Origin of the sequence: Roseateles subflavus (assembly GCF_030285365.1) — a bacterium.
Taxonomy (GTDB): domain Bacteria; phylum Pseudomonadota; class Gammaproteobacteria; order Burkholderiales; family Burkholderiaceae_C; genus Roseateles_B; species Roseateles_B subflavus.
Genome location: NZ_JASVDS010000002.1, coordinates 358,616 through 383,046, shown reverse-complemented (window position 1 = coordinate 383,046; position 24,431 = coordinate 358,616). Strand labels below are relative to the sequence as shown.

The 24,431-nt window shown below is 70.5% G+C and carries 23 protein-coding genes; 9 read left to right on the top strand and 14 right to left on the bottom strand.

Annotated elements, in window-relative coordinates:
- Nucleotides 1–99: 99 nt before the first annotated feature.
- From QRD43_RS07510 to QRD43_RS07495, 4 genes are all read left to right on the top strand, one after another.
- Complete coding sequence (locus QRD43_RS07510; RefSeq protein ID WP_285981867.1) at nucleotides 100–954, top strand: ABC transporter substrate-binding protein; 855 nt, start codon at nucleotides 100–102, stop codon at nucleotides 952–954.
- Nucleotides 955–1,043: 89 nt separating this feature from the next.
- Complete coding sequence (locus tag QRD43_RS07505; RefSeq protein ID WP_285981866.1) at nucleotides 1,044–1,742, top strand: amino acid ABC transporter permease; 699 nt, start codon at nucleotides 1,044–1,046, stop codon at nucleotides 1,740–1,742.
- Nucleotides 1,742–2,416 (top strand): amino acid ABC transporter permease, encoded by a 675-nt coding sequence (locus tag QRD43_RS07500; RefSeq protein WP_285981865.1) that lies wholly within the window; start codon nucleotides 1,742–1,744, stop codon nucleotides 2,414–2,416. Before QRD43_RS07505 ends, QRD43_RS07500 begins: the two co-directional genes overlap by 1 nt.
- Entirely contained in the window at nucleotides 2,413–3,168 is a 756-nt protein-coding gene (locus tag QRD43_RS07495) for an amino acid ABC transporter ATP-binding protein (RefSeq protein ID WP_285981864.1), read from the top strand. The genes QRD43_RS07500 and QRD43_RS07495 overlap by 4 nt, the downstream gene beginning before the upstream one ends.
- A 13-nt stretch (nucleotides 3,169–3,181) precedes the next feature.
- Here QRD43_RS07495 and QRD43_RS07490 read toward each other — a convergent pair whose 3' ends face one another.
- Complete coding sequence (locus QRD43_RS07490) at nucleotides 3,182–4,732, bottom strand: methyl-accepting chemotaxis protein (protein ID WP_285981863.1); 1,551 nt, start codon at nucleotides 4,730–4,732, stop codon at nucleotides 3,182–3,184.
- A 278-nt stretch (nucleotides 4,733–5,010) separates the two neighbouring features.
- Here QRD43_RS07490 and QRD43_RS07485 point away from each other — a divergent pair, with 278 nt between their 5' ends.
- From QRD43_RS07485 to QRD43_RS07470, 4 genes are all read left to right on the top strand, one after another.
- A complete protein-coding gene (locus tag QRD43_RS07485; RefSeq protein ID WP_285981862.1) occupies nucleotides 5,011–5,964 on the top strand; it encodes a CysB family HTH-type transcriptional regulator in 954 nt (317 codons plus the stop codon).
- Nucleotides 5,965–6,143: 179 nt separating this feature from the next.
- Nucleotides 6,144–6,362 (top strand): TOBE domain-containing protein, encoded by a 219-nt coding sequence (locus QRD43_RS07480; protein WP_285981861.1) that lies wholly within the window; start codon nucleotides 6,144–6,146, stop codon nucleotides 6,360–6,362.
- A 10-nt stretch (nucleotides 6,363–6,372) separates the two neighbouring features.
- On the top strand, nucleotides 6,373–6,972 hold the full coding sequence (locus tag QRD43_RS07475) for an RBBP9/YdeN family alpha/beta hydrolase (RefSeq protein ID WP_285981860.1): 600 nt from the start codon (nucleotides 6,373–6,375) through the stop codon (nucleotides 6,970–6,972).
- 246 nt (nucleotides 6,973–7,218) lie between these two features.
- Nucleotides 7,219–7,926 (top strand): PA4824 family protein, encoded by a 708-nt coding sequence (locus QRD43_RS07470; RefSeq protein WP_285981859.1) that lies wholly within the window; start codon nucleotides 7,219–7,221, stop codon nucleotides 7,924–7,926.
- A gap of 32 nt (nucleotides 7,927–7,958) precedes the next feature.
- On the opposite strand, the gene QRD43_RS07465 is transcribed toward QRD43_RS07470, so the two are convergent.
- Nucleotides 7,959–9,122: an acyl-CoA dehydrogenase family protein gene (locus QRD43_RS07465; RefSeq protein ID WP_434063839.1), complete on the bottom strand. Its 1,164-nt coding sequence runs from the start codon at nucleotides 9,120–9,122 to the stop codon at nucleotides 7,959–7,961.
- A 45-nt stretch (nucleotides 9,123–9,167) separates the two neighbouring features.
- The gene (locus tag QRD43_RS07460; protein ID WP_285981858.1) at nucleotides 9,168–10,367 is read right to left on the bottom strand and encodes a lipid-transfer protein; all 1,200 of its coding nucleotides are present in this window, start codon (nucleotides 10,365–10,367) and stop codon (nucleotides 9,168–9,170) included.
- Between the two features lie 209 nt (nucleotides 10,368–10,576).
- Here QRD43_RS07460 and QRD43_RS07455 point away from each other — a divergent pair, with 209 nt between their 5' ends.
- A complete protein-coding gene (locus QRD43_RS07455; RefSeq protein ID WP_285981857.1) occupies nucleotides 10,577–11,560 on the top strand; it encodes an AraC family transcriptional regulator in 984 nt (327 codons plus the stop codon).
- 51 nt (nucleotides 11,561–11,611) lie between these two features.
- Here the strand turns inward: QRD43_RS07455 and QRD43_RS07450 are convergent, their stop codons facing one another.
- The 11 genes from QRD43_RS07450 to kdpF all read right to left on the bottom strand — a co-directional run bounded on the left by QRD43_RS07450 (nucleotide 11,612) and on the right by kdpF (nucleotide 24,353).
- Nucleotides 11,612–12,499: a hypothetical protein gene (locus QRD43_RS07450; protein WP_285981856.1), complete on the bottom strand. Its 888-nt coding sequence runs from the start codon at nucleotides 12,497–12,499 to the stop codon at nucleotides 11,612–11,614.
- A 60-nt stretch (nucleotides 12,500–12,559) separates the two neighbouring features.
- On the bottom strand, nucleotides 12,560–13,738 hold the full coding sequence (locus QRD43_RS07445) for a sigma-54 interaction domain-containing protein (protein WP_285981855.1): 1,179 nt from the start codon (nucleotides 13,736–13,738) through the stop codon (nucleotides 12,560–12,562).
- A gap of 324 nt (nucleotides 13,739–14,062) precedes the next feature.
- Nucleotides 14,063–14,278 (bottom strand): tetratricopeptide repeat protein, encoded by a 216-nt coding sequence (locus tag QRD43_RS07440; RefSeq protein ID WP_285981854.1) that lies wholly within the window; start codon nucleotides 14,276–14,278, stop codon nucleotides 14,063–14,065.
- An 85-nt stretch (nucleotides 14,279–14,363) separates the two neighbouring features.
- Nucleotides 14,364–15,065, bottom strand: a complete 702-nt coding sequence (gene kdpE, locus QRD43_RS07435) for a two-component system response regulator KdpE (protein WP_285981853.1) — start codon at nucleotides 15,063–15,065, stop codon at nucleotides 14,364–14,366.
- A complete protein-coding gene (locus QRD43_RS07430; protein ID WP_285981852.1) occupies nucleotides 15,058–17,778 on the bottom strand; it encodes a DUF4118 domain-containing protein in 2,721 nt (906 codons plus the stop codon). The genes kdpE and QRD43_RS07430 overlap by 8 nt, the downstream gene beginning before the upstream one ends.
- Nucleotides 17,778–18,752, bottom strand: a complete 975-nt coding sequence (locus tag QRD43_RS07425) for a magnesium and cobalt transport protein CorA (RefSeq protein ID WP_285981851.1) — start codon at nucleotides 18,750–18,752, stop codon at nucleotides 17,778–17,780. Before QRD43_RS07425 ends, QRD43_RS07430 begins: the two co-directional genes overlap by 1 nt.
- A gap of 68 nt (nucleotides 18,753–18,820) precedes the next feature.
- Nucleotides 18,821–19,645 (bottom strand): TorF family putative porin, encoded by an 825-nt coding sequence (locus tag QRD43_RS07420; RefSeq protein ID WP_285981850.1) that lies wholly within the window; start codon nucleotides 19,643–19,645, stop codon nucleotides 18,821–18,823.
- A gap of 104 nt (nucleotides 19,646–19,749) precedes the next feature.
- The gene (gene kdpC / locus QRD43_RS07415; RefSeq protein WP_285981849.1) at nucleotides 19,750–20,328 is read right to left on the bottom strand and encodes a potassium-transporting ATPase subunit KdpC; all 579 of its coding nucleotides are present in this window, start codon (nucleotides 20,326–20,328) and stop codon (nucleotides 19,750–19,752) included.
- 11 nt (nucleotides 20,329–20,339) lie between these two features.
- Nucleotides 20,340–22,457, bottom strand: a complete 2,118-nt coding sequence (gene kdpB, locus QRD43_RS07410; RefSeq protein WP_285981848.1) for a potassium-transporting ATPase subunit KdpB — start codon at nucleotides 22,455–22,457, stop codon at nucleotides 20,340–20,342.
- Nucleotides 22,458–22,466: 9 nt separating this feature from the next.
- Entirely contained in the window at nucleotides 22,467–24,263 is a 1,797-nt protein-coding gene (gene kdpA / locus QRD43_RS07405; protein WP_285981847.1) for a potassium-transporting ATPase subunit KdpA, read from the bottom strand.
- Complete coding sequence (gene kdpF, locus QRD43_RS07400; protein WP_285981846.1) at nucleotides 24,264–24,353, bottom strand: K(+)-transporting ATPase subunit F; 90 nt, start codon at nucleotides 24,351–24,353, stop codon at nucleotides 24,264–24,266.
- Nucleotides 24,354–24,431 lie beyond the last annotated feature (78 nt).

Genomic DNA, 24,431 nt, shown 5'->3' with positions numbered 1-24,431 from the left:
TGGGAAGCCAGCGGGTGATCCCTAGCATTCCCTCATTCGATCGATCCGCATCGATGCCAACAGGCCGCACCCGGCCTCTGACATACCAAGGAGTACCGCATGTCTGTCTCTCGTTCCCTGACCCGCCGCCACCTCGGCCATTCCCTGCTTGCATTGAGCGCGCTCTTCCTGGGCGTCAGCACGGCCCATGCCGACCAGCTGGCCGACATCAAGAAGAAGGGCGAGCTGGTGGTGGGCGTGCTGGGCACCGACGAGCCCAACAGCTTCATCGACCCCAAGACCCGCGAGATCGTGGGCTACGAGGTGGACCTGGCCCACGCCATCGCGGCCAGACTGGGCGTGAAGCTGAGCATCAAGCAGCTGGCCGTCGCCGCGCGCATCCCCGAGCTGCAGCAGGGCCGCGTGGACCTGCTGGCCGCCTCGCTGACGCACAACAAGGAGCGCGAGGCCGTCATCGACTTCTCGCTGACGACCTTCGTGACCGGCCAGAAGGTGCTGGTCAAGAGCAACAGCGGCATCGCCACTGTGGCGGCGCTGGCCGGCAAGAAGGTGGTCACGATCAAGGGCGGCACGCAGGAGCCCAACATCCGCAAGGCAGTGCCCAATGTCGAGGTGGTGACCTTCGAGACCGGCCCGCAGGCCTTCCAGGCCCTGCAGCAAGGCAAGGGCGTGGCCTTTGTGAATGACGAGGTCTCCCTGCTGGACCAACATGCCAAGCTGGGCGCGGCGCAGTCCCAGTACAAGATCCTGGACCAGAACCTGAACGTGGAGCCCCTGGCTCTGGGCATCAAGAAGGGCGAGACGCAGTTCAAGGCCCTGGTCGACGGCGTACTGCGTGATCTGGAGAAGAGCGGCGAGGCCGAGAAGCTCTTCGTGAAGTGGTACGGCCCCGAGACCCGGCTGAAGTTCCCCAAGCGCAGCTTCAAGATCGACAGCGACAAGGTGGAGAGCTGAGCCCCGGCGGGCTCCGCCACCTCCGCTCCTGACCGGCCTGCCTGCGCACCGGCGCGGCAGGCCGCGCCCTGTCTCCTGTCCGACCGACCATGCCTTCCCTTGATTTCAGCCTGCTGCTGCAGGGCGAGTACCTCGTCTGGCTGCGCAGCGGCTTCGAGCTGTCGCTCCTGCTCACCGGCCTCACCCTGCTGAGTGCCCTGCCCCTGGGCCTGCTCATCGCCCTGCTGCGCCAGGCACCCTGGTCCGCCTTGCGGGCACTGGGCCAGGCCTACGTCGAGATCGTGCGCAGCGTGCCGCTGCTGGTTCACCTGCTCTTCTGGTATTTCGGCGTGCCCGAGCTGCTGCCCGAGGGCCTGAAGGCCTGGCTCTACGAACACCAGATCGAGACCCTCAGTGCGTGGATGGGCCTCACCGTCTACACCGCCGCCTATGTGGCCGAGGACCTGCGCTCGGGCCTGCGCGCCGTGCCGGCCACCCAGTTCGAGGCGGCCCGCGCGCTGGGCCTGCCCTATCGGAGTGCCCTGCGCCTGGTGGTGCTGCCGCAGGCCCTGCGCATCGCCGTCGGCCCCTTGCTCTCGCAGACGCTCAACCTCTGGAAGAACACCAGCATCGCCACCGTGATCGGCACGGCCGAGCTGATGTACCAGGCCCAGCGCATGGAGACCGCCAGCTTCCGCGGCTTCGAGACCTTCGCGCTGGTGACGGTGGCCTATCTCTCGGTCTCGCTGCTGCTGACGGCGCTGGCCCATGAAGTCCAGCGCCGCTGGCCCGCCCGGAGCCTGCGCTGATGGCTGACCTGATCGACACCTACTGGCTCTACTTCCTCGTCGGCCAGTACCCGCACGGCCCGCTGGGCGGCCTGGCGCTGACCCTCATCCTGGCCTCCCTGGGCCTGCTGCTGGCCTTGCCCCTGGGCGTGGCCCTGGGGGTGGCGCGCCTGAGCCCGCGGCGCTGGCTGCGCGGGCCCGTCACGGGCCTGGTCTACGTGGTGCGCGGCACGCCCCTGCTGATGGTCGTGTTCTGGGCCTACTTCGCGCTGCCCGCAGTGACCGGCCAGAAGACGGACCAGTTCAGCACCATGCTCTGCGCCCTGGTGCTCTTCGACGCGGTCTACCTGGCCGAGATCGTCCGCTCCGGCCTGCTGGCCCTGCCGGCCGGCCAGCTGGAGGCGGCGCAGTCGCTGGGCATGAGCCGTGGCCAGGCCCTGCGCTGGGTGCTGCTGCCCCAGGCCCTGCGCCACATGCTGCCCTCGCTGGTCAGCCAGTTCGTCTCGACCATCAAGGAGACCTCGCTGGGCACCATCATCGGCCTCTCGGAACTGTCCTACATCGCCAACCAGATCAACGCCCAGGTCCTCGTCAAGCCCGTCGAGATCTACCTCACCCTGGGCGGCACCTACTTCCTCCTGTGCTTCGGCCTGACGCGCCTGGCCTATGCGCTCGAAAGGCGCCTCGCCCCATGACCCCGCCCCTCATCGAATTCCAGCAGGTGCACAAGCGCTACGGCGATCAGCCCGCGCTGGTGGACATCAACGAGCAGATCCACGCCGGCGAGGTGCTGGTGGTCTGCGGCCCCTCCGGCTCGGGCAAGAGCACGCTGATCCGCACCATCAACCGGCTGGAGCCCATCCAGTCCGGCCGCATCCTGTTGAAGGGTCAGGACGTGCACCGCCCGGGGCTGGACCTCAACGCCTTGCGCGCCGGCATCGGCTTCGTGTTCCAGCAGTTCAACCTTTTCCCGCATCTCAAGGTGCTGGAGAACTGCACGCTCGCGCCCCAGCGCCTGCTGGGGCTGGGTGCGGACGAGGCCCGCGATCGCGCCACGCAGCTGCTGCAGCGCGTGGGCCTGGGGCACAAGCTGGACGCACGGCCGGACCAGCTCTCGGGCGGCCAGCAGCAGCGCGTGGCCATCGCCCGGGCCCTGGCCATGCAGCCGCCCGTCCTGCTCTTCGACGAGCCCACCAGCGCCCTGGATCCGGAGATGGTCGGCGAGGTGCTGGCCGTCATGCAGGACCTGGCCCGCGACGGCATGACCATGGTCTGCGTGACCCACGAGATGGGCTTCGCGGCCGAGGTGGCCGACCGGCTGTGGTTCATGGACGCCGGCCGGGTGCTGGAGCGCGCCACGCCGCAGGCCTTCTTCTCTGACCCGCAGCATCCGCGGGCCCGGCAGTTCCTGCGCGAGATCCGTGCGCCGGGGATGGCCGGCCGCTAGCGTCGCAGCCCGATCAGGCGGCGCGCAACCTGAACTTGCTCACCGCCGCCAGCAGCCCGTCCGCCTGGGCCTTCAGGGACTCGGCCGCCGCGGCGGACTCCTCGACCAGCGCCGCGTTCTGCTGGGTCATGCTGTCCATCTGCACGATGGCGGTGTTCACCTCGCCCACGCTCTGCGTCTGGGCCTGCACCGTGGCGGCGATGTCGCCGATCAGCTGGCGCACGTTCTGCACGGATTGCACGACCTGATCCATGGTGCTGCCGGCCTCGCCCACCAGGTGGCCACCGCGGTCCACCTGCTCCACGGAGCTGGAGATCAGGGCCTTGATCTCGCGCGCGGCCTGGGCCGAGCGCTGGGCCAGGGTGCGGACCTCGGCCGCCACCACGGCAAAGCCCCGGCCCTGTTCGCCGGCACGGGCCGCCTCCACGGCGGCGTTCAGCGCCAGGATGTTGGTCTGGAAGGCAATGCCATCGATCACGCCGATGATGTCGCCGATCTTGCGCGAGGACGTCTGGATGCCGTTCATGGTCTCCACGACCCGGGCCACCACGCTGCCCCCTTGTGACGCCACCTCGGCGGCCGCCTGCGCCAGCTGGTGCGCCTGCTGGGCCGAGGCGGCGCTCTGGCGCACGGTCTCCGCCACCTGCTGCATGGCGGCGGAGGTCTGCTCGATGCTGGCCGCGGCCTGCTCGGTCCTGGCCGACAGATCATGCCCGCCGGTCGAGACCTCCTGGGCTGCGACAGCCACGGCGTCGGCCCCGCGCCGCACGCTGCTGACCGAGGCGTTGAGGGCCTCCTGCATGCGGGCCAGGGCGCGCAGCAGGTCGCCCAGCTCGTCGCGGCGGTCCGAGTTCACCGGCAGGCTGAGGTCGCCATCGGCAATGCGATCCGCGGTGGCCGCGGCATGGGCCAGGGGCGCGGTCAGGGAACGGGTCAGCAGCACGGCCACGAAGGCGCCCAGGAGCAGGGCCACGACAATCATCAGGCCGATGCCCCAGCGCACCGAGCGGTAGTCCTGGTGGCTGCGCTGCGAGGCCGCCGCCCCGCCGTTGGTGTTGCTCTCGGTGAGCTTGACCATGGCATCGGTGGTCGCGCGGAAGGCCTGGCGGGAATCGCCCCGGAGGTAGGCGCGTGCGTCGTCGATGCGCCCGTCCTTGAGCAGGCCCAGCAGCTGCGGCTGGCTGGCCTGGTAGCGCTGTACCGCGGCCTTCAGGGCCGCGAAAGCCTGGCGCTCCGAGTCCTCGCCCAGCGTGCTCTCGTAGGCCTGCATCAGCTTGGGCAGGACCTCCCACTGCTTGGCGATGCGGGCGGATTCGTCCTTCATGGACTTGTCATCACCGCCCAACAGCATCTGCAGCTCGGCCCGCCGCATCTGGTTCAGGGCCTCGTTGATGCCGGCCAGCTGCTGGGTGCTGGGCAGCCAGTCCTCGGCCAGGGCCGTCACGCTGTCATGGACCCGGCTCACCCGGTCCAGGGCATAGAGCCCCATGGCCAGCACCAGCGCTAGCAGCACGGCAAAACCAGCCGCCAGACGCACCCCCACACGCAGATTCGACAAACGCATCGTGAGCACTCCTTGGGGCCTCGCGGGGCCCGTCGAGAACCATGGCCGCCAGGCTTGCGCCCCCGGGGGCAGCAAGCCGCCGCCGCCCGGGGCTTCCGGGGGGCAGCCGGTGGCACCTTAACAGCAGCCCTCCGCCCTGGGAAGCCGGTGCGGCACCGGCTGTGCAAGCCAGGCGACAACGGATTTCACGCCCCGTTTCACATGCTTTGCATTTTTTCTTGGAGGACAGCACCGGCCTGCCTCGCAAAAATGAAAAACGCATAACAAGAAGGCCCGCCATGAATTTCCAGCAACTCCGTTCCGTCCGCGAAGCCCAGCGCCGCGGTTTCAATCTCACCGAGGTGGCCGCAGCGCTGCACACCTCCCAGCCCGGTGTCAGCCGCCAGATCCGGGAGCTGGAGGACGAGCTGGGCATCGAGATCTTCATGCGCGCCGGCAAGCGGCTGACGGGGCTGACGGCCCCGGGTCGCAACGTGCTGCCCATCGTCGAGCGTCTGCTGCAGGAGGCCGACAACCTGCGCCGTGCGGGGGACGACTTCGCCCGCGCCGGCCGTGGCGTGCTGCGCATCGCCGCCACCCACAGCCAGGCCCGCTACGCCCTGCCTCCGGTGGTGCGGGACTTCCGCGTGAACCACCCCGAGGTCGAGCTGACGCTGCAGCAGGGCTCGCCGCAGCAGGTCGCCCGGCTGCTGCTGGACGGCGAGGCCGACATCGGCATTGCCACCGAGGCACTCGCCCAGTACGAGGACCTCGTCGCCCTGCCCTGCTACCGCTGGACCCACACCGTCGTCACGCCCCTGAACCACCCGCTGGCCGAGGCGCAGCGCCGGGGTGAGACGCTCACGCTCGAGCGCCTCGCCGAGTACCCCATCGTCACCTACGAGACCGGCTACACCGGCCGCTCGCACATCGACCAGGCCTTCAAGGCCGCCGGCGTGCCGCTGCACGTGGTGCTGGCGGCCATGGACGCCGACGTGATCAAGACCTATGTGGAGCTGGGCCTGGGCGTGGGCATCGTCGCCGCCATCGCCTATGACGACGAGCGCGACCGCCACCTCTCGGCCATCGACGCCCGCCACCTCTTCGCGGACAACATGACCCGCCTGGCCGTCCGCCGCGACGCCTACCTGCGCGACTACGCCTACGCCTTCGTCGAGACCTTCGCGCCGCCCTGGACCCGTGAGGCGGTGCTGGAGGCGCGGGAGGGGCAGACCTCGCTCGCCGGTCTTTGAGTCCGGTCACCGGGCCCCGTCCCTGAGCCCCCGTGCAGGCCGCCGGGCACCGGCGACTTCATGAGCTGATGCAGTTTTGTTCGTTCCGGCGCCCCCGCCGCCGGCCTAAGCTGAAGCCACTCTCGCCACCCGTGCGGCCCCTCGCCCACGACGCCTGAACCCCGAACCCAGGAGCTCCCATGAGCATCACCGCCATCAATGTGCGCAACCAGTTCCGCGGCACCGTCAAGGAGATCATCGAAGGCCCCGTGGTCTCCGAGGTCGACGTGCAGACCGTGGGCGGGCAGATCGTCACCTCCGTCATCACCACCCGCTCGGTCAAGGACCTCGGCCTGACCGTGGGCAAGGAGGTGGTGGCGCTGGTCAAGTCGACCGAAGTCTCCATCGCCACCCTCTGAGGAGCCCGCCATGGCCTACCGCGCGCCCCGCCTGCTCATCATTCCCGGCCTGCACGACAGCGGCCCGGCCCACTGGCAGACCTGGCTGCAGGCGCAGTACCGCGACGCGCGCCGGGTGGTCCAGCGCGACTTCAGCCGGCCGGATCTCCCGCGCTGGGCCGACCGCATCCAGCGCACGCTCGAGAGCGCGGCCCACGAGCAGGCCGGCGGCGAATGGATCGCCGTGGCGCACAGCTTCGGCTGTCTCGCCCTGGCCCGCCACCTCGCCGACCACCCGGACTCGCCCATCCGCCAGGCGCTGTTCGTGGCGCCCGCCGAGCCCGACAAGTTCGGCCTCGCCGAATCGCTGCCGCACCACCGCCTGCACGTGCCCAGCAGCCTCATCGCCAGCCAGGACGACCCCTGGATGAGCGCCGCCAGTGCCCTGCGCTGGGCCAGCCGCTGGGGCGCCAGCTTCAGCAACCTGGGCGCGGTCGGCCACATCAACACCGAGTCGGGCTTCGGCCCCTTCCCGCTGGCCAAGCGCTGGGTGGAGGCCGCTCGGGCCCGGGCGGCGCGGGAGCACCGGCCCGCGCATGCAGGGATCCAGGAGTGGCACTTCGCCGTCTAGCCGCCGGCGCAGCCACGCCGCTCACGGGCCGGGACGGCGCCGGCCACAAGGACGGCGCGGCGCCGGGCCCACAGTCGCGCCGCATGAAGCGGCCCAGGAGCGGCAAGGCGTCACGGTCACGGACGGTCCGAGCGGGTCGCGGCGACGACACGGCCCCAAGGCCGCGACATCCAGGGAGAATCCAGCCCAGCCGGCCCGTGCGCCTCAGCGCCAAGGGCCCGGCCGCTGCCCCCTCTCCACCACGCCATGCCGCCTTCACGCCCGCCCTGCCCGCTGCGCCCGGCCGCTCGCCTGGCGACGATCGCCTGGATCGCGGGCCTCGCACTGCCGCTGCCGGCGCTTGCGGCGGGCGGCCATCACGCGGTGGACGACGCCAGCATCGCCGACCCCGGTCAATGCGCGCTCGAGGCCTGGGGCGAGCATTCGCGCGACCATCGGCTCCAGCACGCCGGTGGCGCCTGCCGTGCCGGCGCCCTCGAGCTGGGCCTCAACCTCGACCGCAGCATCAGCCCCGGCGAGGCGGCGGTGCGCAGCCTCGGGCTGCAGCTCAAGGCGGCAGGCGACCTGCAGCCGGGGCTGAGCGTCGGTGCCACCTGGACCACCACCTGGCAGAGCGGCACCCCACGCCTGGCCGGCCACACCGCCCTGCTGCTGCTCACCTGGCAGCCCCGCGACGACCTGGCCCTGCACCTGAACCTGGGCCGAGAGTTCCCCACGCAGGACCCCGCCCTGACGCGCCACGGGCTGGCGCTCGAATGGCAGCTCACGCCGCGATGGCAGGCGCTGGCCGAGCGCTGGCAGGACGCCCTCGGTCCGCAGCAACGGCTGGGACTGCGGTACACGCTCAGCGAGCGCCTCACGCTGGATCTCAGCCGGGCCCGGGGCGATCATGGCAGGCACCCGGTCTGGTGGACGCTGGGGCTGAACTGGGCACTCACGCACGGGCAGCGCTGAGCGCCGCGGCCCGTCCCCGCCGGCCGCCTCGCTCAGCCCAGCAGGCGGCGCGCGATGAGGTCCTTCATGATCTCGTTCGTGCCGCCGTAGATCTTCTGCACGCGGGCGTCGGCATACATCCGGGCGATCGGGTACTCGGCCATGTAGCCATAGCCCCCGAAGAGCTGCAGGCATTCGTCCATCACCCGGCACTGCTGCTCGGTCGTCCACCACTTGGCCATGTAGGCGGCCTCGTCGTCGAGCGTGCCGTCGAGCAGGCGCTGCACGCAGTCGTTGACGAAGCTGCGCACGACGTGGGCCAGGGTCGCGCATTCCGCCAGCTTGAAGCGCGTGTTCTGGAAGCTGGCGACGGACTGCCCGAAGGCCTGGCGCTGGCTGGTGTACTCGACGGTGAGCTCCACCGCGCGCTCGATGGTAGCGGCGGCGGGCACCGCGAGCAGCAGGCGCTCGTAGGGCAGCTGGCTCATCAGCTGGCGGAAGCCCTGCCCTTCCACGCCGCCCAGCAGATGTGAAGCCGGCACGCGCACGCCCTGGAAGGACAGCTCCGCCGTGTCGGACGCATGCTGGCCCAGCTTCTCCAGGCGCCGTCCGACGCTGAAGCCGGGCAGGTCCTGCGTCTCCAGCACGAGGAGCGACACCCCACGGCTGCCGGCCTCGCCGGTGCGCACGGCCACGACCAGCAGGTTCGCGGAGAAGCCGTTGGTGATGAAGGTCTTGGCGCCGTCCAGGACGTAGTCGTCGCCGTCCCGGCGGGCCCGCGTGCGCATCGCCTTGAGGTCGGAGCCGCAGCCCGGCTCGGTCATGGCGATGCCCGCCAGCAGCGCGCCGCTCGCCAGCCCCGGCAGCCAGCGCCGCTTCTGGGCCTCGGTCCCGTAGTCGAGGAGGTAGTGCGCCGCGATGGTGTGCACGGCCGTGTTGGCCGGCATCTCGGCCCGCGCCAGCTCGTCCTGCACGACCAGCTGGTAGGCCAGGTTCGCCCCCGCGCCGCCCCAGGCCTCGTCGAGCTCGGGCAGCAGGAAGCCGAGCGCCCCGAAGGGCTGCCAGACCTCGCGCGGGATGAAGCCCTGGCGCCGCCAGCCCTCGAGCTGCGGCGCCATCTCCGCCGTCACGTAGCGGCGCACCTGTTCGCGAAAGGCGTCGATCTGCTCGTCCATCCAGGGGTGGCGATGCAGGCGGGGCAGCAAGGAAGTGTTCATGGCGGGCGTCCGGTGAGCTCAGGGGTGTCTGGCGAGTGCGCGCACTCAGGCGGCCGAGCGGTCCGGCGCTTCGTACAGCGTGACCACGCAGGCGCCGCCGAGCCCGAGGTTGTGCTGCAGCGCCAGCCGCGCCCCCTCGACCTGCCGCGCCCCCGCCCGGCCCCGCAGCTGCTGGACGAGCTCCGTGCACTGCGCCAGCCCGGTGGCGCCGAGCGGATGGCCCTTGCTGAGCAGCCCGCCGGACGGGTTGGTGACCACACGGCCGCCGTAGGTGTTGTCGCCATCAACAACAAAGGCCTCCGCACCGCCCACGGGGCACAGGCCCAGGGCCTCGTAGGTGATGAGCTCGTTGTGCGCGAAGCAGTCGTGCAGCTCGACGACGTCCACGTCCGCCGGCCCGATGCCCGCGGCTTCGTAGACCCGGCTGGCGGCGCGGCGGGCCATGCTGAAGCCGACCAGCTCGCGCATGTCCCGGGACTCGAAGGTCTCGGGGCCGTCCGTGGTCATGGCCTGGGCGCGGATCCGCACCGCGCCGCGGAGGCCCTGCCGTGCGGCGAAGGCCTCGGAGCAGAGCAGCGCCGCGGCGGCCCCGCAGGTCGGCGGGCAGGCCATCAGGCGGGTCATCACGCCGGGCCACATCACGGGGGCGTTCAGCACGTCCTCCTCGCTGACCACCGTCCGGAAGAGCGCCAGCGGGTTGTTGGCGGCGTGCCGGCTCGCCTTGGCGCGGATCTTGGCGAAGGTGCTCAGCTGCGTGCCGAACTGCTGCATGTGCGCCAGGCCCGCGCCGCCGAAGTAGCGCAGCGCCAGCGGGATCTCGGCGTGACCGACGAGCTCGTCCGTGGTCTGGTCGAAGCGGTCGAAGGGGCTGGGGCGGTCCTTGAACACCGCGCCCAGCGCCCCGGGACTCATCTGCTCGAAGCCCAGCGCGAGCACGCACTCGGCCGCTCCGCTCTCCACCGCCTGGCGGGCCAGGAACAGCGCCGTGGAGCCGGTGGAGCAGTTGTTGTTCACGTTGATGACGGGAATGCCGCTCATCCCGACCTCGTACAGCGCACGCTGCCCGGCCGTGCTGTCGGCATAGACATAGCCCACATAGGCCTGCTGCACCTGCGCAAAGTCGAGGCCGGCGTCCTGCAACGCGAGGCGCGTGGCCTCGGCCGCCATCTGCGGATAGGGTGCGCTGGCACCGGGCTTGGTGAAGGGGATCATGCCGACCCCGGCGACAAGTACCTTGCGATTCATGGACGCGACTCCTCGGGCGATGGCGGGCCGGCGCCCCACGGGCCGGCCGCATCGCCATGCTAGACAGCGGCGCGCCCGGACCCAATGGCAAAAGGCGGCGCGGCGATGTCATTTCACCTCGCCCCGCGCGGCGAGGGGGGCCGGGCCCGGCGCTACAGTACGCCGCTGTGAATGCCCGCCCTGCCCCCCCGCCAGCCCCGGCGCTGACCGTGGGCATCGAGTTCGCGCTGAACCTGCTCTCGGGCCTGCGGCGGCGGGGCATCGACGGCAGCGAGCTGCTCCTCGAGGCCGGCATCGCCCCGGAGGCCCTGCACCAGCCGGGCGCGCGCATCGCCACGCTCCAGCTCGCCACGCTGCTGCGCACGCTGATCGAGCGCCACGACGACGAGGTGCTGGGCATGCTGTCCCGTCCCTCCAAGCGCGGCTCCTTCGCGCTGCAGGTCCGCGCCGGCATCGGAGCGTCCACGCTGGCGCAGGCCATCCGCCGCATCGCCCACGTGTTCGGGCTGCTGCACGACGACCTGAGCCTCGAGCTCATCCAGGACGCGGGGCTGAAGGGCGTCCGGCTGCAGTTCCACAACGCCGAGGTGGCCGCCAATCCGCATCTGCACGAGCTGGTGCTGCGCGTCTACTGGCGCCTGTTTGCCTGGCTCGTCGGCGGGCAGCTGCCGGTCGTGCGCTTCGACTTCGCCTACGGCCGCCCGCCCTACTCCGACGGCTACGGCCCCATCTTCCCGGCGCCCTGGCGCTTCGACATGCCGCACAGCGCGATGTGGTTCGAGGGCGAGCGCCTGCAGCTGCCCGTGTGCCGCGACGAGGCCGCCCTGCGCCGCTTCATGGCCGACGTCCCCGTGCAGGTCATCCTGCCGCGCCGCGATGCCGGCACCAGCGGCCGTGTGCGCTCGCACCTGCAGCGCACCCAGCCCCTGTGGCCCGACCTCGACCGGACCGCCGCGGCCCTGCATGTCTCCGTCAGCACCCTGCAGCGCCGCCTGGCCGCCGAGGGCAGCAGCTTTCAGGCGCTCAAGGACCAGCTGCGGCGTGAGGTCGCCATCTACCGCCTGCACACGAGCGACGTGCCCCTGAGCAAGCTCGCGGCGGAGCTCGGCTTCTCGGACACCGCGGCGTTCCAGCGGGCGTTCAAGGGCTGGACGGGGATGGCGGCCGGCGGGTATCGGCGCGCCAAGGGGTGACGCCCGGCCGCCCCTGCGCGTGAGGCTCCGGCGCGATGTCGCCGGGTGCCGTCAGTCGCTGAGGGCCGCGGTCAGCGGCGTCAGGGGCGCCGACCACGGCGCGGGCGCTGGCGCTGCGGGCGGGTCCCCCGTCTCCACATACGCCTTCACCGCCCGCAGGATGGCCTGGCCGCCGCGGGACCCCGGCGAGAGGCTGGCGCTCCGGGCATGGCCGGGACTGCTGTAGTTGATGACGCCCGGCAGGTCCCCGGTCTCGGCCAGCAGGCCCCAGTCCCTGACGCGTCGCGTGACCACGATCTCGCAGCCGCCGGCGGCCGCCTTGGGCACGAGGACCTGTCTGACGAAGTCGCGTGCCAGGGTGGACGACCGCAGCCTGCCCACCAGGTCATCGCTCAGGCCGAAGCACTCGGAGTGGTAGGGCACGAGCTCGAGGGCCGCCACCTGGCGAGCCACGGCCCGCCGGGCCGCGATCACATCCTTGCCGAACCAGTCGACCGCAGCCTTCTTGATGACGGCGCGCAGCTTGCCGCTCCACCAGGTGAAGCCATCCTGCCAGGCGTAGGCGGGATCGAGGTGCAGGAAGGGGTAGTCCCCGGCATTGCCCTCGCCCTTGAGCTGCTCCAGCAGCGCGTCGCGGTACGCCGGAATGCCCTGCGCGTGGTAGTCCGAGGGCGTCAGGCCCGGGTTCAGCAGCAGGATGACGACCCGCGCCTGCATCAGGTTCCCGACGTAGGGCTCGGGGATCAGGCTGAGGTGAAGCCGGGTGTCCTCGCCGGAGCCGAGGGCGGGATCCCGCTGGTAGGACTCCCACGAGAAACCGGCGGGAGTCATCAGCCGGTCCGGCTCCTTCTCGCGGGACAGGCTCGTGAAATCTTCCTCGAGCGTGAAGCGATCGCCCGGGCGCAGGCCACGCCGCCAGGCACAGAACAGAGGATGCAAGGGAGTCCTTTCGAGAGAGGCAGGTGCAGGGCGCGCGTCACCGGCCGCGCGGCCCGCCGCTCATCGCCAGCCCGCCGCCCTGTCTTCATGCCGTCCCGTGTCCGGCCAGCCGCTGACGACGCCCGCGCCATTCTGGGGGATGAGCCCGTGTCGCTTCAGCAGGGTTCTCACGGTGTTGCGGGTGACGCCCAGCTCGCGGGCGGTCTGGACCTGGTTGGACTGCGCATGCGCGAAGGCCGTGCGGATCAGGGCGGCCTCCACCGCTTCGTAGAGCGCCGGCCGGCCGTCGTCCAGCAGGTCGCGGAAGGCATCGGCCAGGCGCTGCAGGGCATCTGCCGCGGTCGACGCCGTCGCCAGGTCTGCGCCGCCGGCGCGCGCGTCGTGCGGGCCCGCATCGGCGGCGATCCACCCGCTGCCCACCGCGCCGGCACCCTGCCCCAGCGGACTCATGCGCAGATCGTCCAGCTCGACCTGCGCGCCGCGCGCCACGATCAGCGCGTAGTGGATGACATTCTCCAGTTCGCGGATGTTGCCCGGCCAGCTGTAGTGCACCAGCGCGGTGGCGGCCGCCGGGCTCAGGGGGACGTCGGGCCGGCCCTGGCGCTGGCAGTACTGGTGGATGAAGTGCTGCGCCAGCGGCAGGATGTCCCCGGGGCGCTGGCGCAGCGCCGGCAGCACGAGCGTGGCCACGCTCAGGCGGTAGTAGAGGTCCGCGCGGAAGTGCTGGGCCTCCACCGCGCGCGCGAGGTCGATGTTGGTGGCCGCCACCAGGCGCACGTCCAGCGGGATGGCCTTGCGGGACCCGAGGCGCACCACCTGCCGCTCCTGCAGCACCCGCAGCAGCTTGACCTGCAGCGCGAGCGGCAGGTCGCCGATCTCGTCCAGGAAGAGCGTGCCGCCATTGGCCGCCTCGAACCAGCCTGCCCGGGCGCCGGTGGCCCCCGTGTAGGCCCCGCTCTCATGGCCGAAGAGCTCGGCGTCGATGAGGGACTCGCTGAAGGCCCCGCAGTTCACGGCCACGAACGGCCCATGGCGCCCGCTGCAATGGTGCAGGTGGCGGGCGACCAGCTCCTTGCCCGTGCCGGTCTCGCCGATGATCAGCGCCGTGGCATCGCTGCAGGCCACGCGCTCGACCTGGGCGAGCAGCTGCAGCGAGGCCGGATCATGGAACACCAGGGCCTTGGCACGGATGGACAGCGGGGCCGACGGGCTTTGTGGCAGGGTCAGGACTCGCTCCATGGCATTGGCTTTCCGAAGGTGGGGATGGCAAGGCACGCACCTTACGGGCGATGGGCGCCCGTGCCAACGTCCAAATGTGTTGCCCCATATGCGGGCAGCGCCGGTTCGCGCCAGGCAAAAAAAAGCCGGCACAGGGCCGGCATCTCAAAGGAAGCGCACATCGACGCCGGCCCGACAGAGCCGGTGGCATGGGCCTCCTACCCCATGAAGTTCGGACTTCGCTGGTCCAGGAGCACCAGCGTCATGATCGAGCGCCTTTGCGATGGGTGGAACGACGCGTGTCGCGCATCGATATGTGCCCGCTGCACAAGGCCTCCCCCCCCTTCAAGGCCGTGCCGCCGAGGCCTTGTCCATGCTCGCCTGGATGTTGCGCGCCAGGTCGGTGCCGGGGGGCACCTGGTCCAGCACGCGCTGCCACAGCCGCCGGGCCTCCTGTGGCCGACCGCTCTCCAGCGCGATGCCGCCCGCCAGGGCCAGCGCCTGCAGATGATCCGGATCGGCCTGCAGCGCCTGCTGCACCAGGGCCGCGGCCTCGCCCAAGCCGGCAGCGTGGTGAGACTCGGGCCTGGGCCTGGCGCGGGCCGGGGTGCGACGAGGCGCCCTCGACCGCCCCTGCCCGGTCCGATCAGGGCATCAGCCGATACCCCACTGCCGTCTCGGTCAGGAGGTGCTTCGGGCTCGCCGGCTGCGCCTCCAGCTTCTGCCGCAGGTTGCCCATGTAGACGCGCAGGTAGTGGCTGCTGTCGGTGTGGCTGGGGCCCCAGACGGCCTTGAGCAGCTGACCATGCGTCAGGACCTTGCCCGCGTTGGCCACCAGGTGCGTCAGCAGTCGGTACTCGGTCGGCGTGAGGTGCACGGGCTGGCCGGCGCGCTGCACGCGGCGGTGCAGCAGGTCCACCTCCACTTCGCCGAAGCGGAAGACAGTCAGCGCGGCGTCCTGGGCGCGTGTGGTCGTGGCCAGTCGGCGCTGGCAGACCCGCACCCGCGCCATCAGCTCGCCGATGCCGAAAGGCTTGCTGAGGTAGTCGTCGGCGCCTGCATCGAGGGCCGCGATCTTGTCGGCCTCGTTGCTGCGCGCCGAAAGCACGATGACCGTGACGTGGGACCAGCCGCGCAGGTCGCGCAGGTAGTTCACGCCATCACCGTCCGGCAGGCCGAGGTCCAGGATCACGAGATCCGGATGCCGCGTGCCGGCGTCGATCAGCCCCTGGCGCAGGGTCTCGGCCTCATGGACGGCCCAGCCCTCGGTCTCCAGGGCCAGGCGCACGAAGCGGCGGATGCTGGGCTCGTCCTCGACGATCAGGGCAACGGGATGCGGTTCACTCATGGTTCTCAGGCAGGTCGGCTTCCATGGCCTCCAGCGAAGGCGGCGTGCCACGGGGCAGGGCTATTTTGAAGGCGGCGCCGCCCAGGGCACTGCGCTCGGCCCAGATGCGGCCGCCATGGGCCTCGACGATGGCGCGGCAGATGGCCAGGCCCAGGCCCACGCCGGGCGTGCTGGACTCCTTCTCGCCGCGGCTGAACTTGTTGAACAGGGGCTCCTCGCGGCCCGCGGGCAGGCCGGGGCCGTCGTCCTCCACGCTCAGCACGACCTCGTCCGGCTCGGGCACGGCCCCCAGCAGGATCTGCGAACCCGGCGGCGTGTACTTCACGGCGTTCTCCAGCAGGTTGCAGAGCACGCGCTCCATCAGCGCGGCGTCCAGGTGCAGCAGGGGCAGACCGGGTGGCAGGCGCATCTGCAGGCGGTGCTGGGCGAGGCTGTCGCCCAGGATCTGCAGCGAGGTGCCGACGACCTCTTCCAGCGGCTGCCATTGCCGGTTGAGGCGCAGGCTGCCGCTTTCAAGCCGCGCCATGTCCAGCAGGTTGTTGACCATGGCGCCCACCCGGCGGGACTGCTGCTGCAGGGTCAGGCTCAGCTCGCGCGCCTGGGCTGGAAGGCCGGGCAGCGTCTCCAGGGTCTGGGAGAGACCGTAGAGCACCGCCAGCGGCGTGCGCAGGTCATGCGAGAGCGCCGAGAGCAGCGAATTGCGCAGGCGCTCGGACTCGATCTGCACCAGGGCCTGCTGGGCCACCTCCACGTAATGCACGCGCTCCAGGGCCTGGCCGATGATGCGACCGCAGGTGGCCAGCTGGGCGCTCAGCTCGGGCTGCAGCACGGTGCCCAGGGCGCGGGGCCGCAGCGCCATCACGCCGCGCAGGCGCATGGGGGCTTCCAGCGGCAGGTAGTGCCAGGGGCTGCCCGGCAGGGTGTCGGTCGAAAGGCCGGCGGCCTGGCGGTGGTCCAGGGCCCAGCGGGCCGTGCCGGCATCGGGCCGGTCCGCTTCGCTCAAGGCCGCCTCGCGGGGCGAGGGTTGCAGCTGCTCGTGGAGGTCCAGGGGGTAGATCAAGACCTGACCCTGCACCTCGCGTGCCAGCGTGCGCTCGGCCACCTCCAGCACCTGCTCGGTCTGCAGGGCGCCGGCCAGGTCGCTGGTCAGCTCGAAGAGCAGGCGCGCGCGGCGCTCTCGCTCCGAGGCCACCAGGGCCTGGTAGCGCAGGCCGGCCGTGAGCTGGCCGGTCAGCAGGCCGACGGCCAGCATCACGGCGAAGGTCAGCAGGTACTGCACGTCCGAGACCGCGAAGCTCAGCTTGGGCTCGACGAAGAAGAAGTCGAACAGGCCCACGCTCAGGAAGCTGGCCAGGACCGCAGGCCCTCGGCCCTGCTTCCAACCGACCCACAGCACGGCCAGCAGGAAGACCATCACGATATTGGTCTGCGCGAAGGCCCACTGCAGCGGCCAGCAGAGCACGGCCGCCCCGATGCAGGCGGCGGCGGTGAGGCCGTAGCGGCGCCAGCGCTGCAGGGCGGGCTCCGCCTGCGCGACGGAGGCGACCGGCGGTTCAGCGCGTGCCGGCGTGCGTCGCGCAACCGTCAGCACGTCCAGGTCCGGGCTCATGGCTTCCAGGGCGCGGGCCAGCGTTTGACGGCCCAGCCCACGCTGCCAGGCTTGCTGGGGCTGGGCGCGCCCCAGCACCAGCGTGGACAGGTTGTGCCGGCGCGCATGGTCCTGCAAGGCCTGGGCGATGGACTGGGCGCTCAGCACCGAGGTCTCGGCCCCCAGCTCGTGGGCCAGGCGCACGGTGCGCAGAATGCGCTCGCGCTGCGCGTCCGGCAGGCGGCTCAGTGGCGGCGTCTCCACATAGACGGCATGCCAGCTGACGTTGAGCTGCTGCGCCAGGCGGGCCGCCTCGCGCACGACGCCATCATCCGAGGGGTCCGGGCCAATGGCGCACAGCAGCGCCGCCTCCGTCTTCCAGACCTCGCTGACGCGCTGGTTGCTGCGCCAGGCCTGCACATCGTCCTCGACCCGGTCCGCCGTGCGCCGCAGCGCCAGCTCGCGCAGGGCCATCAGATTGCCCTTGCGGAAGAAGTGCTGGGCGGCCCGCTCGGCCTGCGCCCCCATGTAGACCTTGCCGGCGGCGAGCCGCGCCAGCAGCTCGTCGGCCGGCGTGTCCACCATCACGACCTCGTGGGCCGCGTCGAAGAAGGTATCCGGCAGCGTCTCCTGCACGCGCACGCCGGTGATGCCGCCGACGATGTCGTTGAGGCTTTCCAGATGCTGGACGTTGAGCGTGGAGTAGACGCTGATGCCGTTGGCCAGCAGCTCCTCCACGTCCTGCCAGCGCTTGGGGTGGCGCGAGCCCGGCACGTTGGAGTGGGCCAGCTCGTCCACCAGCACCAGGGCGGGCTTGCGCGCGAGGGCGGCGTCCAGGTCGAACTCCGGCAGCGTCCTGCCGCGGTACTCGACGGCCTTGAGGGGCAGCTGCGGCAGCCCCTCCAGCAGGGCCTGCGTTTCGGCCCGGCCATGGGTGACGACGATGCCCGCCAGCACGTCCACGCCGTCTGCCTGCAGCTTGCGCGCGGCGGCCAGCATGGCGTAGGTCTTGCCCACGCCAGCCGAGGAGCCGAAGTAGACGCGCAGCCGGCCACGCCGGGCCTCACGGTCCTGTTGGTCGATCTGCGCGAGCAGCGCGTCGGGGTCGGGGCGTTGCTCGCTCATCAGAGCCACCCTGCGCGCCGGAAGCGCCACCACAGCAGGCCGCAGACGCTGACGATCAGCCCCAGCGCCGCCGGGTAGCCCCAGGCCCACTTGAGCTCCGGCATCTGCTCGAAGTTCATGCCCCAGATGCCCGCGAAGGCCGTGGCCACGGCAAAGATGCCGGCCCAGGCCGCCAGGCGTTTGGTGACGGCGCTGTCGTCGATGGCGACCATGGAGAGGTTGGCCTGGATGGCCGTGGCCAGGGTGTCGCGTACGGACTCGATGGCGGCGTGAATGCGCGCCAGGTGGTCCGCCACGTCGCGGAAGTACTCGGTCGTGCGGCTGCACAGCAGGGGCACGCGCCCGCCGTGCAGCTTGGACAGCATTTCCAGCATCGGGGCCACCGCACGACGCAGGCGCATCAGCCGGCGCTTGAGCTCGTAGAGGCGCTTGATGTTGTCCAGCTGCGCGCCGGGCGTGAAGATGCTCTGCTCGATCTCCTCCAGCTCGGACTCCAGCTGGTCCACGATGGGGAAGTAGCGGTCCACCACGGCATCCATCAGGGCATAGAGCACGAAGCTCGGGCCCTGCATCAACAGGTGCGGCTCGCGCTCGCAGCGCTCGCGCACGCCCAGGAAGTGCAGGCGGCTGCCGCTGCGCACCGAGATCACGAAGTTCGGCCCGCAGAACACCGCCACCTCGCCGATGCTGAGGTCCGCATCGACCCAGTCCACGAGGTGCATCACCGCGAAGACCAGATCGCCGTACTCCTCGACCTTGGGTCGCTGATGCCCATGCGTCGCGTCCTCGACGGCCAGCTCGTGCAGATGGAACAGGCGCTGAAAGGGCTGCAGCTCTTCGGCCGTGGTATCGCGCAAGGCGATCCAGACAAAGGTGTCGGGGTCCGACAGATGCCGGCCCAGCGTGGCTTCGTCGTAGGGCGAGAAGTCCTCGACCTTCACCCCTGAGCGGTAGGCGGCGCAGTTGATCAGCATGGCTGCATTGTCAGGCTGTGAGGGCCGTCCGGCGCATCGATGGGGCGTCCTTCATCCCGCGCCCGGCGTCAGAAGGTCTTGCCCACGCTGAGCACCAGCCCCGCCTTGCCGACGCGCCTTGCGTCCTGGCCTGCAGCGTTGCCCACCTGGTACAGCGCCTTCTTGGCGTCGGTGGCGATGAGGGCCGCGGTCCAGTTCAGCCCCAGCATCTCCTTGGCCAGCGAGAGCTTGAGGTCGGTGTAGGACAGATCGCCGTAGTGGCGCACCTCGGTGCGGCCCACATGGGCGCCGAGGGTCAGGCCTTGCCCCAGGTCCAGCGTGTAGTTCAGGTCCAGGTACAGCGTGCCCTTGGACGACCCGTTCGCGTCCAGGGCGCTGAAGTAGGCGTAGCCGGCGGTGTCTCCGTTCAGGCCGAAGTAGTCGGTGAGGGCGTAGGACAGCTTGCCGCTGAAGGCGCCCAGGCTCAGGCCGGCGTAGAGCTCCAGGTTGTCGTAGCGCTTGTCCGTGGCGACGCCCGGGGCGCTGTTGAGGCGCGCGCCGGGGTAGACGTAGGCCAGCGCGCCCAGGTCCAGCGTGCCCTCGCCCATCACCGGCAGCTTCACGCCGCCGTAGAGGTCCAGCTCCAGGCCCGCGCCGTTGTTGTAGCTGTTGCCGGAGACGTTGGACGCCCAGGTGCCGGCGTACCAGCCGCTCTTGTGGGCATAGTCAAAGCCGCCCTGCACGGCGGGGAGCGCCCAGGTCTGGCTGAGGCCGCGGAAGCGGTAGTCGTTGACCAGGCTCAGGTTGCCGGTGAGGCTGTGCTCGGGCGTCGCAACGGCGTCGGGGCCCTGCGCCAGGCAGGTGAGAGAGGTGGAGAGCAGAAGTGCGAAGGTCAGAGGGGAAAGCTGGTTCATGTCAGGTCAGGCGTCAGCGCGGCGGCCAGCGACGCAAGGCCGCTGGCACCGCAAGGGGTTCAGAAGAAGTGGGTTCGACGAAGGACGCGGGTGTGGGGGCTGAGTCAGCCTGCCCTGGCACGGTCCAGGGCCAGGTTGAGCTTCAGCACGTTGACGCGAGGTTCGCCCAGCACGCGCAGGTCCGTAGGCACGGTATGGGCCTCGATCAGGCGCTGCACGTCCTTGACGGACAGGCCGCGCTCACGGGCCACGCGCGGCGCCTGGTAGCGGGCCGCGGCCAGGCTGATGTGCGGGTCCAGGCCGCTGGCCGAAGCGGTGACGAGGTCCACCGGCACTTGCGCGGTGTTGCCCGGGTCCGCGGCCCGCAGCGCCTCGATGCGCGCCTGGACGGCCGCCTCCAGCGCCGGGTTCAGCGGCCCCTGGTTGGCGCCGGCCGAGTTGGCCGCGTTGTGGCTCATCGGCCCGGTCGCCGAGGGCCGGCCCCAGAAGTACTGGGGGCTGGTGAAGGACTGGCCGATCAGCTCGGAGCCGATCAGCTGCCCCTTCTCCTCGATGAGCGAGCCGTTGGCTTCCTTGGGCATCGTCACCTGGGCGATGCCCGTCACGGCCAGGGGGTAGAGCAGCCCGGTCACGGCCGACAGCAGCAGCAGGCTCACCAGGGCAGGACGCAGATGTTGTTTCATGATGGATCTCCTCAGACCAGGTGCAGGCCGACCAGGATCAGGTCGATGGCCTTGATGCCGATGAAGGGCACGACGAGGCCGCCCAGGCCGTAGATGGCAAGGTTGCGGCGCAGCAGGGCCGCGGCACCGATGGCGCGGTAGCGGACGCCCTTCAGGGCCAGGGGAATGAGGGCGATGATGATCAGCGCATTGAAGATCACCGCCGAGAGGATGGCCGAGGCCGGGCTGTGCAGCTGCATCACGTTGAGCGCCTGCAGCTGCGGGTACACGCCCACGAACATGGCCGGGATGATGGCGAAGTACTTGGCGACGTCATTCGCGATGGAGAAGGTCGTCAGCGAGCCACGTGTCATCAGCAGTTGCTTGCCCGTCTCCACGATCTCCAGCAGCTTGGTGGGATTCGAGTCCAGGTCCACCATATTGCCGGCCTCCTTGGCCGCCTGCGTGCCGCTGTTCATGGCCACGGCCACGTCGGCCTGCGCGAGTGCGGGCGCGTCGTTGGTGCCGTCGCCGGTCATGGCCACGAGCCGGCCTTCGCTCTGGTAGTCGCGGATCATCTTCAGCTTGGCCTCGGGGGTGGCCTCGGCGAGGAAGTCGTCCACGCCGGCCTCGGCAGCGATGGCCGCGGCGGTGAGCTTGTTGTCGCCGGTGATCATCACCGTCCTGATGCCCATGCGGCGCAGCTCGGCGAAGCGCTCCTTGATGCCGCCCTTGACGATGTCCTTGAGCTCGACGACGCCCAGCACGCGGGAGCCATCACTCACGATCAGGGGCGTGCTGCCGAGACGGGCCACGTCGTCCACCGCCTGCTGCACCTCGGCGGGATAGCGCGCGCCCTGCGCCTCGACATGGCGGCGGATGGCATCGGCCGCCCCCTTGCGGATGCTGCGCAAGGGGGAGCTGGCGGTCTGCAGGTCGATGCCGCTCATGCGGGTCTGGGCCGTGAAGGGCACGAAGTGGGCGCCCAGGCTGGCGAGCGCGCGCTCGCGCAGACCGTAGCGCTGCTTGGCCAGCACGACGATGCTGCGCCCTTCCGGCGTCTCGTCCGCCAGCGAGGCCAGTTGGGCGGCGTCAGCCAGTTGCATCTCGGTCACGCCAGGCGCCGGCAGGAAGCGGCTGGCCTGACGGTTGCCCAGGGTGATGGTGCCGGTCTTGTCCAGCATCAGCACATCCACATCGCCCGCGGCCTCGACGGCGCGGCCCGAGGTGGCGATGACATTGGCCTGCATCATGCGGCTCATGCCCGCCACGCCGATGGCCGAGAGCAGCGCGCCGATGGTCGTCGGGATCAGGCACACCAGCAGGGCCACCAGCGCGGTGATCGACACCACCGTGCCGCTGCCCGCGGCTTCGACGCTGAAGAGGGAGAACGGCAGCAGGGTCACGGTCACGACCAGGAAGACCAGGGTCAGCGCCACCAGCAGGATGGTCAGCGCGATCTCGTTGGGCGTCTTCTGGCGCTTGGCGCCTTCCACCATGGCGATCATGCGGTCCAGGAAGGACTCGCCCGGGTTGACCGCGATGCGCAGCACCAGCCAATCGGAGAGCACGCGGGTGCCGCCGGTCACCGAGGCGAAGTCGCCGCCGGATTCGCGGATCACCGGCGCCGACTCGCCCGTGATGGCGCTCTCGTCCACCGAGGCCACGCCCTCGATCACCTCGCCGTCCAGCGGGATCAGGTCGCCCGCCTCCACCAGCACCACATGGCCCTTGCGCAGCTCATCGGACTGGACGGGGTGCCAGGAGGAGCCGTGCTGCGGCTTCTCCAGCTTCTTGGCCCAGGCCTTGGTCTTGAGCCCGCGCAGCGAAGCGGCCTGGGCCTTGGAGCGGCCCTCGGCCATGGCCTCGGCGAAGTTGGCAAAGAGCACGGTGAACCACAGCCACAGGGCGATGGCGAGCATGAAGCCCGACCCTTCGCCGCCGGCCACGGCCGGATCGCCCAGGCTGGCGAGCCACAGCCCGGTGGTCAGCAGGCTGCCCACGTAGACCACGAACATCACCGGGTTGCGCCACTGGATGCGGGGGTCCAGCTTGGCGATGGACTGGGCCAGCGCCTGCTTCACCAGGGCCGGGTGCAGCAGGGAAGCGCTGCTCGTGGATGCAGTTGTTGCAGTAGTCGAATGGCTCATGATGATTCCTCAGGCGGTCCAGAGCATCAGCTGCTCGACGATGGGGCCCAAGGCCAGGGCAGGCACGTAGTTGAGGAGGCCGACCAGCAGCACGACGCCGATCAGCAGGGACACGAAGAGCGGGCCGTGCGTGGGCAGGGTGCCGCTGCCGGTGGGGATGCGCTTCTTGGCCGCCAGGCTGCCCGCGAGGGCCAGCACCGGCACGATGACGCCGAAGCGGCCCAGCCACATCGCGAGGCCCAGCAGGGTGTTGTAGAAGGGCGTGTTGGCCGAGAGGCCGGCGAAGGCGGAGCCGTTGTTGTTGCCGGCCGAGGTCAGCGCATAGAGGACCTCGGAGAAGCCGTGGGCGCCCGGGTTGGCGATGCCGGCCTTGCCGTCCGCCGCGAGCACCGCCAGCGCCGTGCCCATGAGCACGACCAGGGGCGTGACGAGGATGGCGATGGACACCATCTTCATCTCGTGGCTCTCGATCTTCTTGCCGAGGTACTCAGGCGTGCGGCCGATCATCAACCCGGCGATGAAGACCGCCAGGAGGGCGAAGACCAGCATGCCGTACAGCCCCGTGCCGACGCCGCCGAAGACCACCTCGCCCAGCTGCATCATCACCAGGGGGACCATGCCGCCGATGGGCGTCAGCGAGTCGTGCATGGTGTTCACGGCGCCGCAGGAGGCGGCCGTCGTGACCACGGCGAAGAGGCTGCTGGCGTTGATGCCGAAGCGCGTCTCCTTGCCTTCCATGTTGCCGCCCGACTGCTCCATCGTGAGCCGCTGGTCCACCTGCAGGGCCTGCAGGCGCGGATTGCCGGCCTGCTCAGCGGCGGTTTCGACGGCCACGCCGGCGACGAACAGCACACTCATCGCGGCCAGGATCGCCAGGCCCTGGCGCCAGTCCCCGACCAGCTGGCCGAAGCTGAAGCACAGCGCGGCGGGGATCAGGAAGATGGCCAGCATCTGCGCGAAGTTGCTCAGCGGCGTGGGGTTCTCGAAGGGATGGGCCGAGTTGGCGTTGAAGAAGCCCCCACCGTTGGTGCCCAGCATCTTGATGGCCAGCTGAGAGGCCACCGGCCCCATGGCCAGTTGCTGGGTCGAGGACTCGGCGGTCTCGGTCAGCGGCTCGCCCTTCTCGTTCTTGAGGGGCTGGCCGTCAGCGCCCAGGCGCGGGGCGTCGTAGTGATTGACCTCCAGCGTGTGGGCGTCCTGGTAGGCGTCCAGGTTCTGGATCACGCCCTGGCTCACGAAGAAGAGCGCGAAGACGAAGGACAGCGGCAGCAGCAGCCACAGCGTGATGCGGGTCAGGTCTTGCCAGACGTTGCCCACATCACCGCTGAGCTTGCGCGTGAAGCCGCGGATCAGCGCGAAGACCACGGCGATGCCGCTGGCGGCCGACAGGAAGTTCTGCACCGTCAGCGCCAGCATCTGGGTCAGGTAGCTCATGGTGGACTCGCCGCCGTAGCCCTGCCAGTTGGTGTTGGTGACGAAGCTGATGGCGGTGTTGAACGCGGAGTCCGGGCTGATGGCGCCCATGCCCTGCGGGTTCAGCGGCAGCAGGTGCTGCAGGCGCTGCAGGCCGTAGACCGCCAGCACGCCCAGCAGGCTGAAGACCAGCAGCCCGATGGCGTAGTGCCGCCAATGCATGCTTTCATCGGGCTTCACGCCAGCCAGGCGCAGCAGGCCGCCTTCGATGCGCAGCATCCAGCGCGGCAGCCGTCCCTCGGCCAGGGCCGAGAGCCAGCGCGACAGCGGCCAGGCCGCCGCCAGGAGGACGCCCAGGTAGAGCGCCAGTTGGGTCCAGGCAGAGGGGCTCATTCAGAACTCCTCTGCGCGCAGCAGCGCATAGACCAGGTAGACAAACAGCGCCGCGGCCAGCAGGCCGCTGATCCAGTACAGCGCGCTCATGGCTTCGTCTCCAGCCGATGACTGGCCAGGGCGAGGCCGGCGGCCAGCGCGAACAGCGCCAGGCTCAGGCCCAAAAAC

Coding starts and splice junctions, on each gene's coding strand:
- QRD43_RS07510 (WP_285981867.1), top strand. CDS start 100: ATGTCTGTCTCTCGTTCCCTGACCCGCCGCCACCTCGGCCATTCCCTG.
- QRD43_RS07505 (WP_285981866.1), top strand. CDS start 1,044: ATGCCTTCCCTTGATTTCAGCCTGCTGCTGCAGGGCGAGTACCTCGTC.
- QRD43_RS07500 (WP_285981865.1), top strand. CDS start 1,742: ATGGCTGACCTGATCGACACCTACTGGCTCTACTTCCTCGTCGGCCAG.
- QRD43_RS07495 (WP_285981864.1), top strand. CDS start 2,413: ATGACCCCGCCCCTCATCGAATTCCAGCAGGTGCACAAGCGCTACGGC.
- QRD43_RS07490 (WP_285981863.1), bottom strand. CDS start 4,732: ATGCGTTTGTCGAATCTGCGTGTGGGGGTGCGTCTGGCGGCTGGTTTT.
- QRD43_RS07485 (WP_285981862.1), top strand. CDS start 5,011: ATGAATTTCCAGCAACTCCGTTCCGTCCGCGAAGCCCAGCGCCGCGGT.
- QRD43_RS07480 (WP_285981861.1), top strand. CDS start 6,144: ATGAGCATCACCGCCATCAATGTGCGCAACCAGTTCCGCGGCACCGTC.
- QRD43_RS07475 (WP_285981860.1), top strand. CDS start 6,373: ATGGCCTACCGCGCGCCCCGCCTGCTCATCATTCCCGGCCTGCACGAC.
- QRD43_RS07470 (WP_285981859.1), top strand. CDS start 7,219: ATGCCGCCTTCACGCCCGCCCTGCCCGCTGCGCCCGGCCGCTCGCCTG.
- QRD43_RS07465 (WP_434063839.1), bottom strand. CDS start 9,122: ATGAACACTTCCTTGCTGCCCCGCCTGCATCGCCACCCCTGGATGGAC.
- QRD43_RS07460 (WP_285981858.1), bottom strand. CDS start 10,367: ATGAATCGCAAGGTACTTGTCGCCGGGGTCGGCATGATCCCCTTCACC.
- QRD43_RS07445 (WP_285981855.1), bottom strand. CDS start 13,738: ATGGAGCGAGTCCTGACCCTGCCACAAAGCCCGTCGGCCCCGCTGTCC.
- kdpE (WP_285981853.1), bottom strand. CDS start 15,065: ATGAGTGAACCGCATCCCGTTGCCCTGATCGTCGAGGACGAGCCCAGC.
- QRD43_RS07430 (WP_285981852.1), bottom strand. CDS start 17,778: ATGAGCGAGCAACGCCCCGACCCCGACGCGCTGCTCGCGCAGATCGAC.
- QRD43_RS07425 (WP_285981851.1), bottom strand. CDS start 18,752: ATGCTGATCAACTGCGCCGCCTACCGCTCAGGGGTGAAGGTCGAGGAC.
- QRD43_RS07420 (WP_285981850.1), bottom strand. CDS start 19,645: ATGAACCAGCTTTCCCCTCTGACCTTCGCACTTCTGCTCTCCACCTCT.
- kdpC (WP_285981849.1), bottom strand. CDS start 20,328: ATGAAACAACATCTGCGTCCTGCCCTGGTGAGCCTGCTGCTGCTGTCG.
- kdpB (WP_285981848.1), bottom strand. CDS start 22,457: ATGAGCCATTCGACTACTGCAACAACTGCATCCACGAGCAGCGCTTCC.
- kdpA (WP_285981847.1), bottom strand. CDS start 24,263: ATGAGCCCCTCTGCCTGGACCCAACTGGCGCTCTACCTGGGCGTCCTC.
- kdpF (WP_285981846.1), bottom strand. CDS start 24,353: ATGAGCGCGCTGTACTGGATCAGCGGCCTGCTGGCCGCGGCGCTGTTT.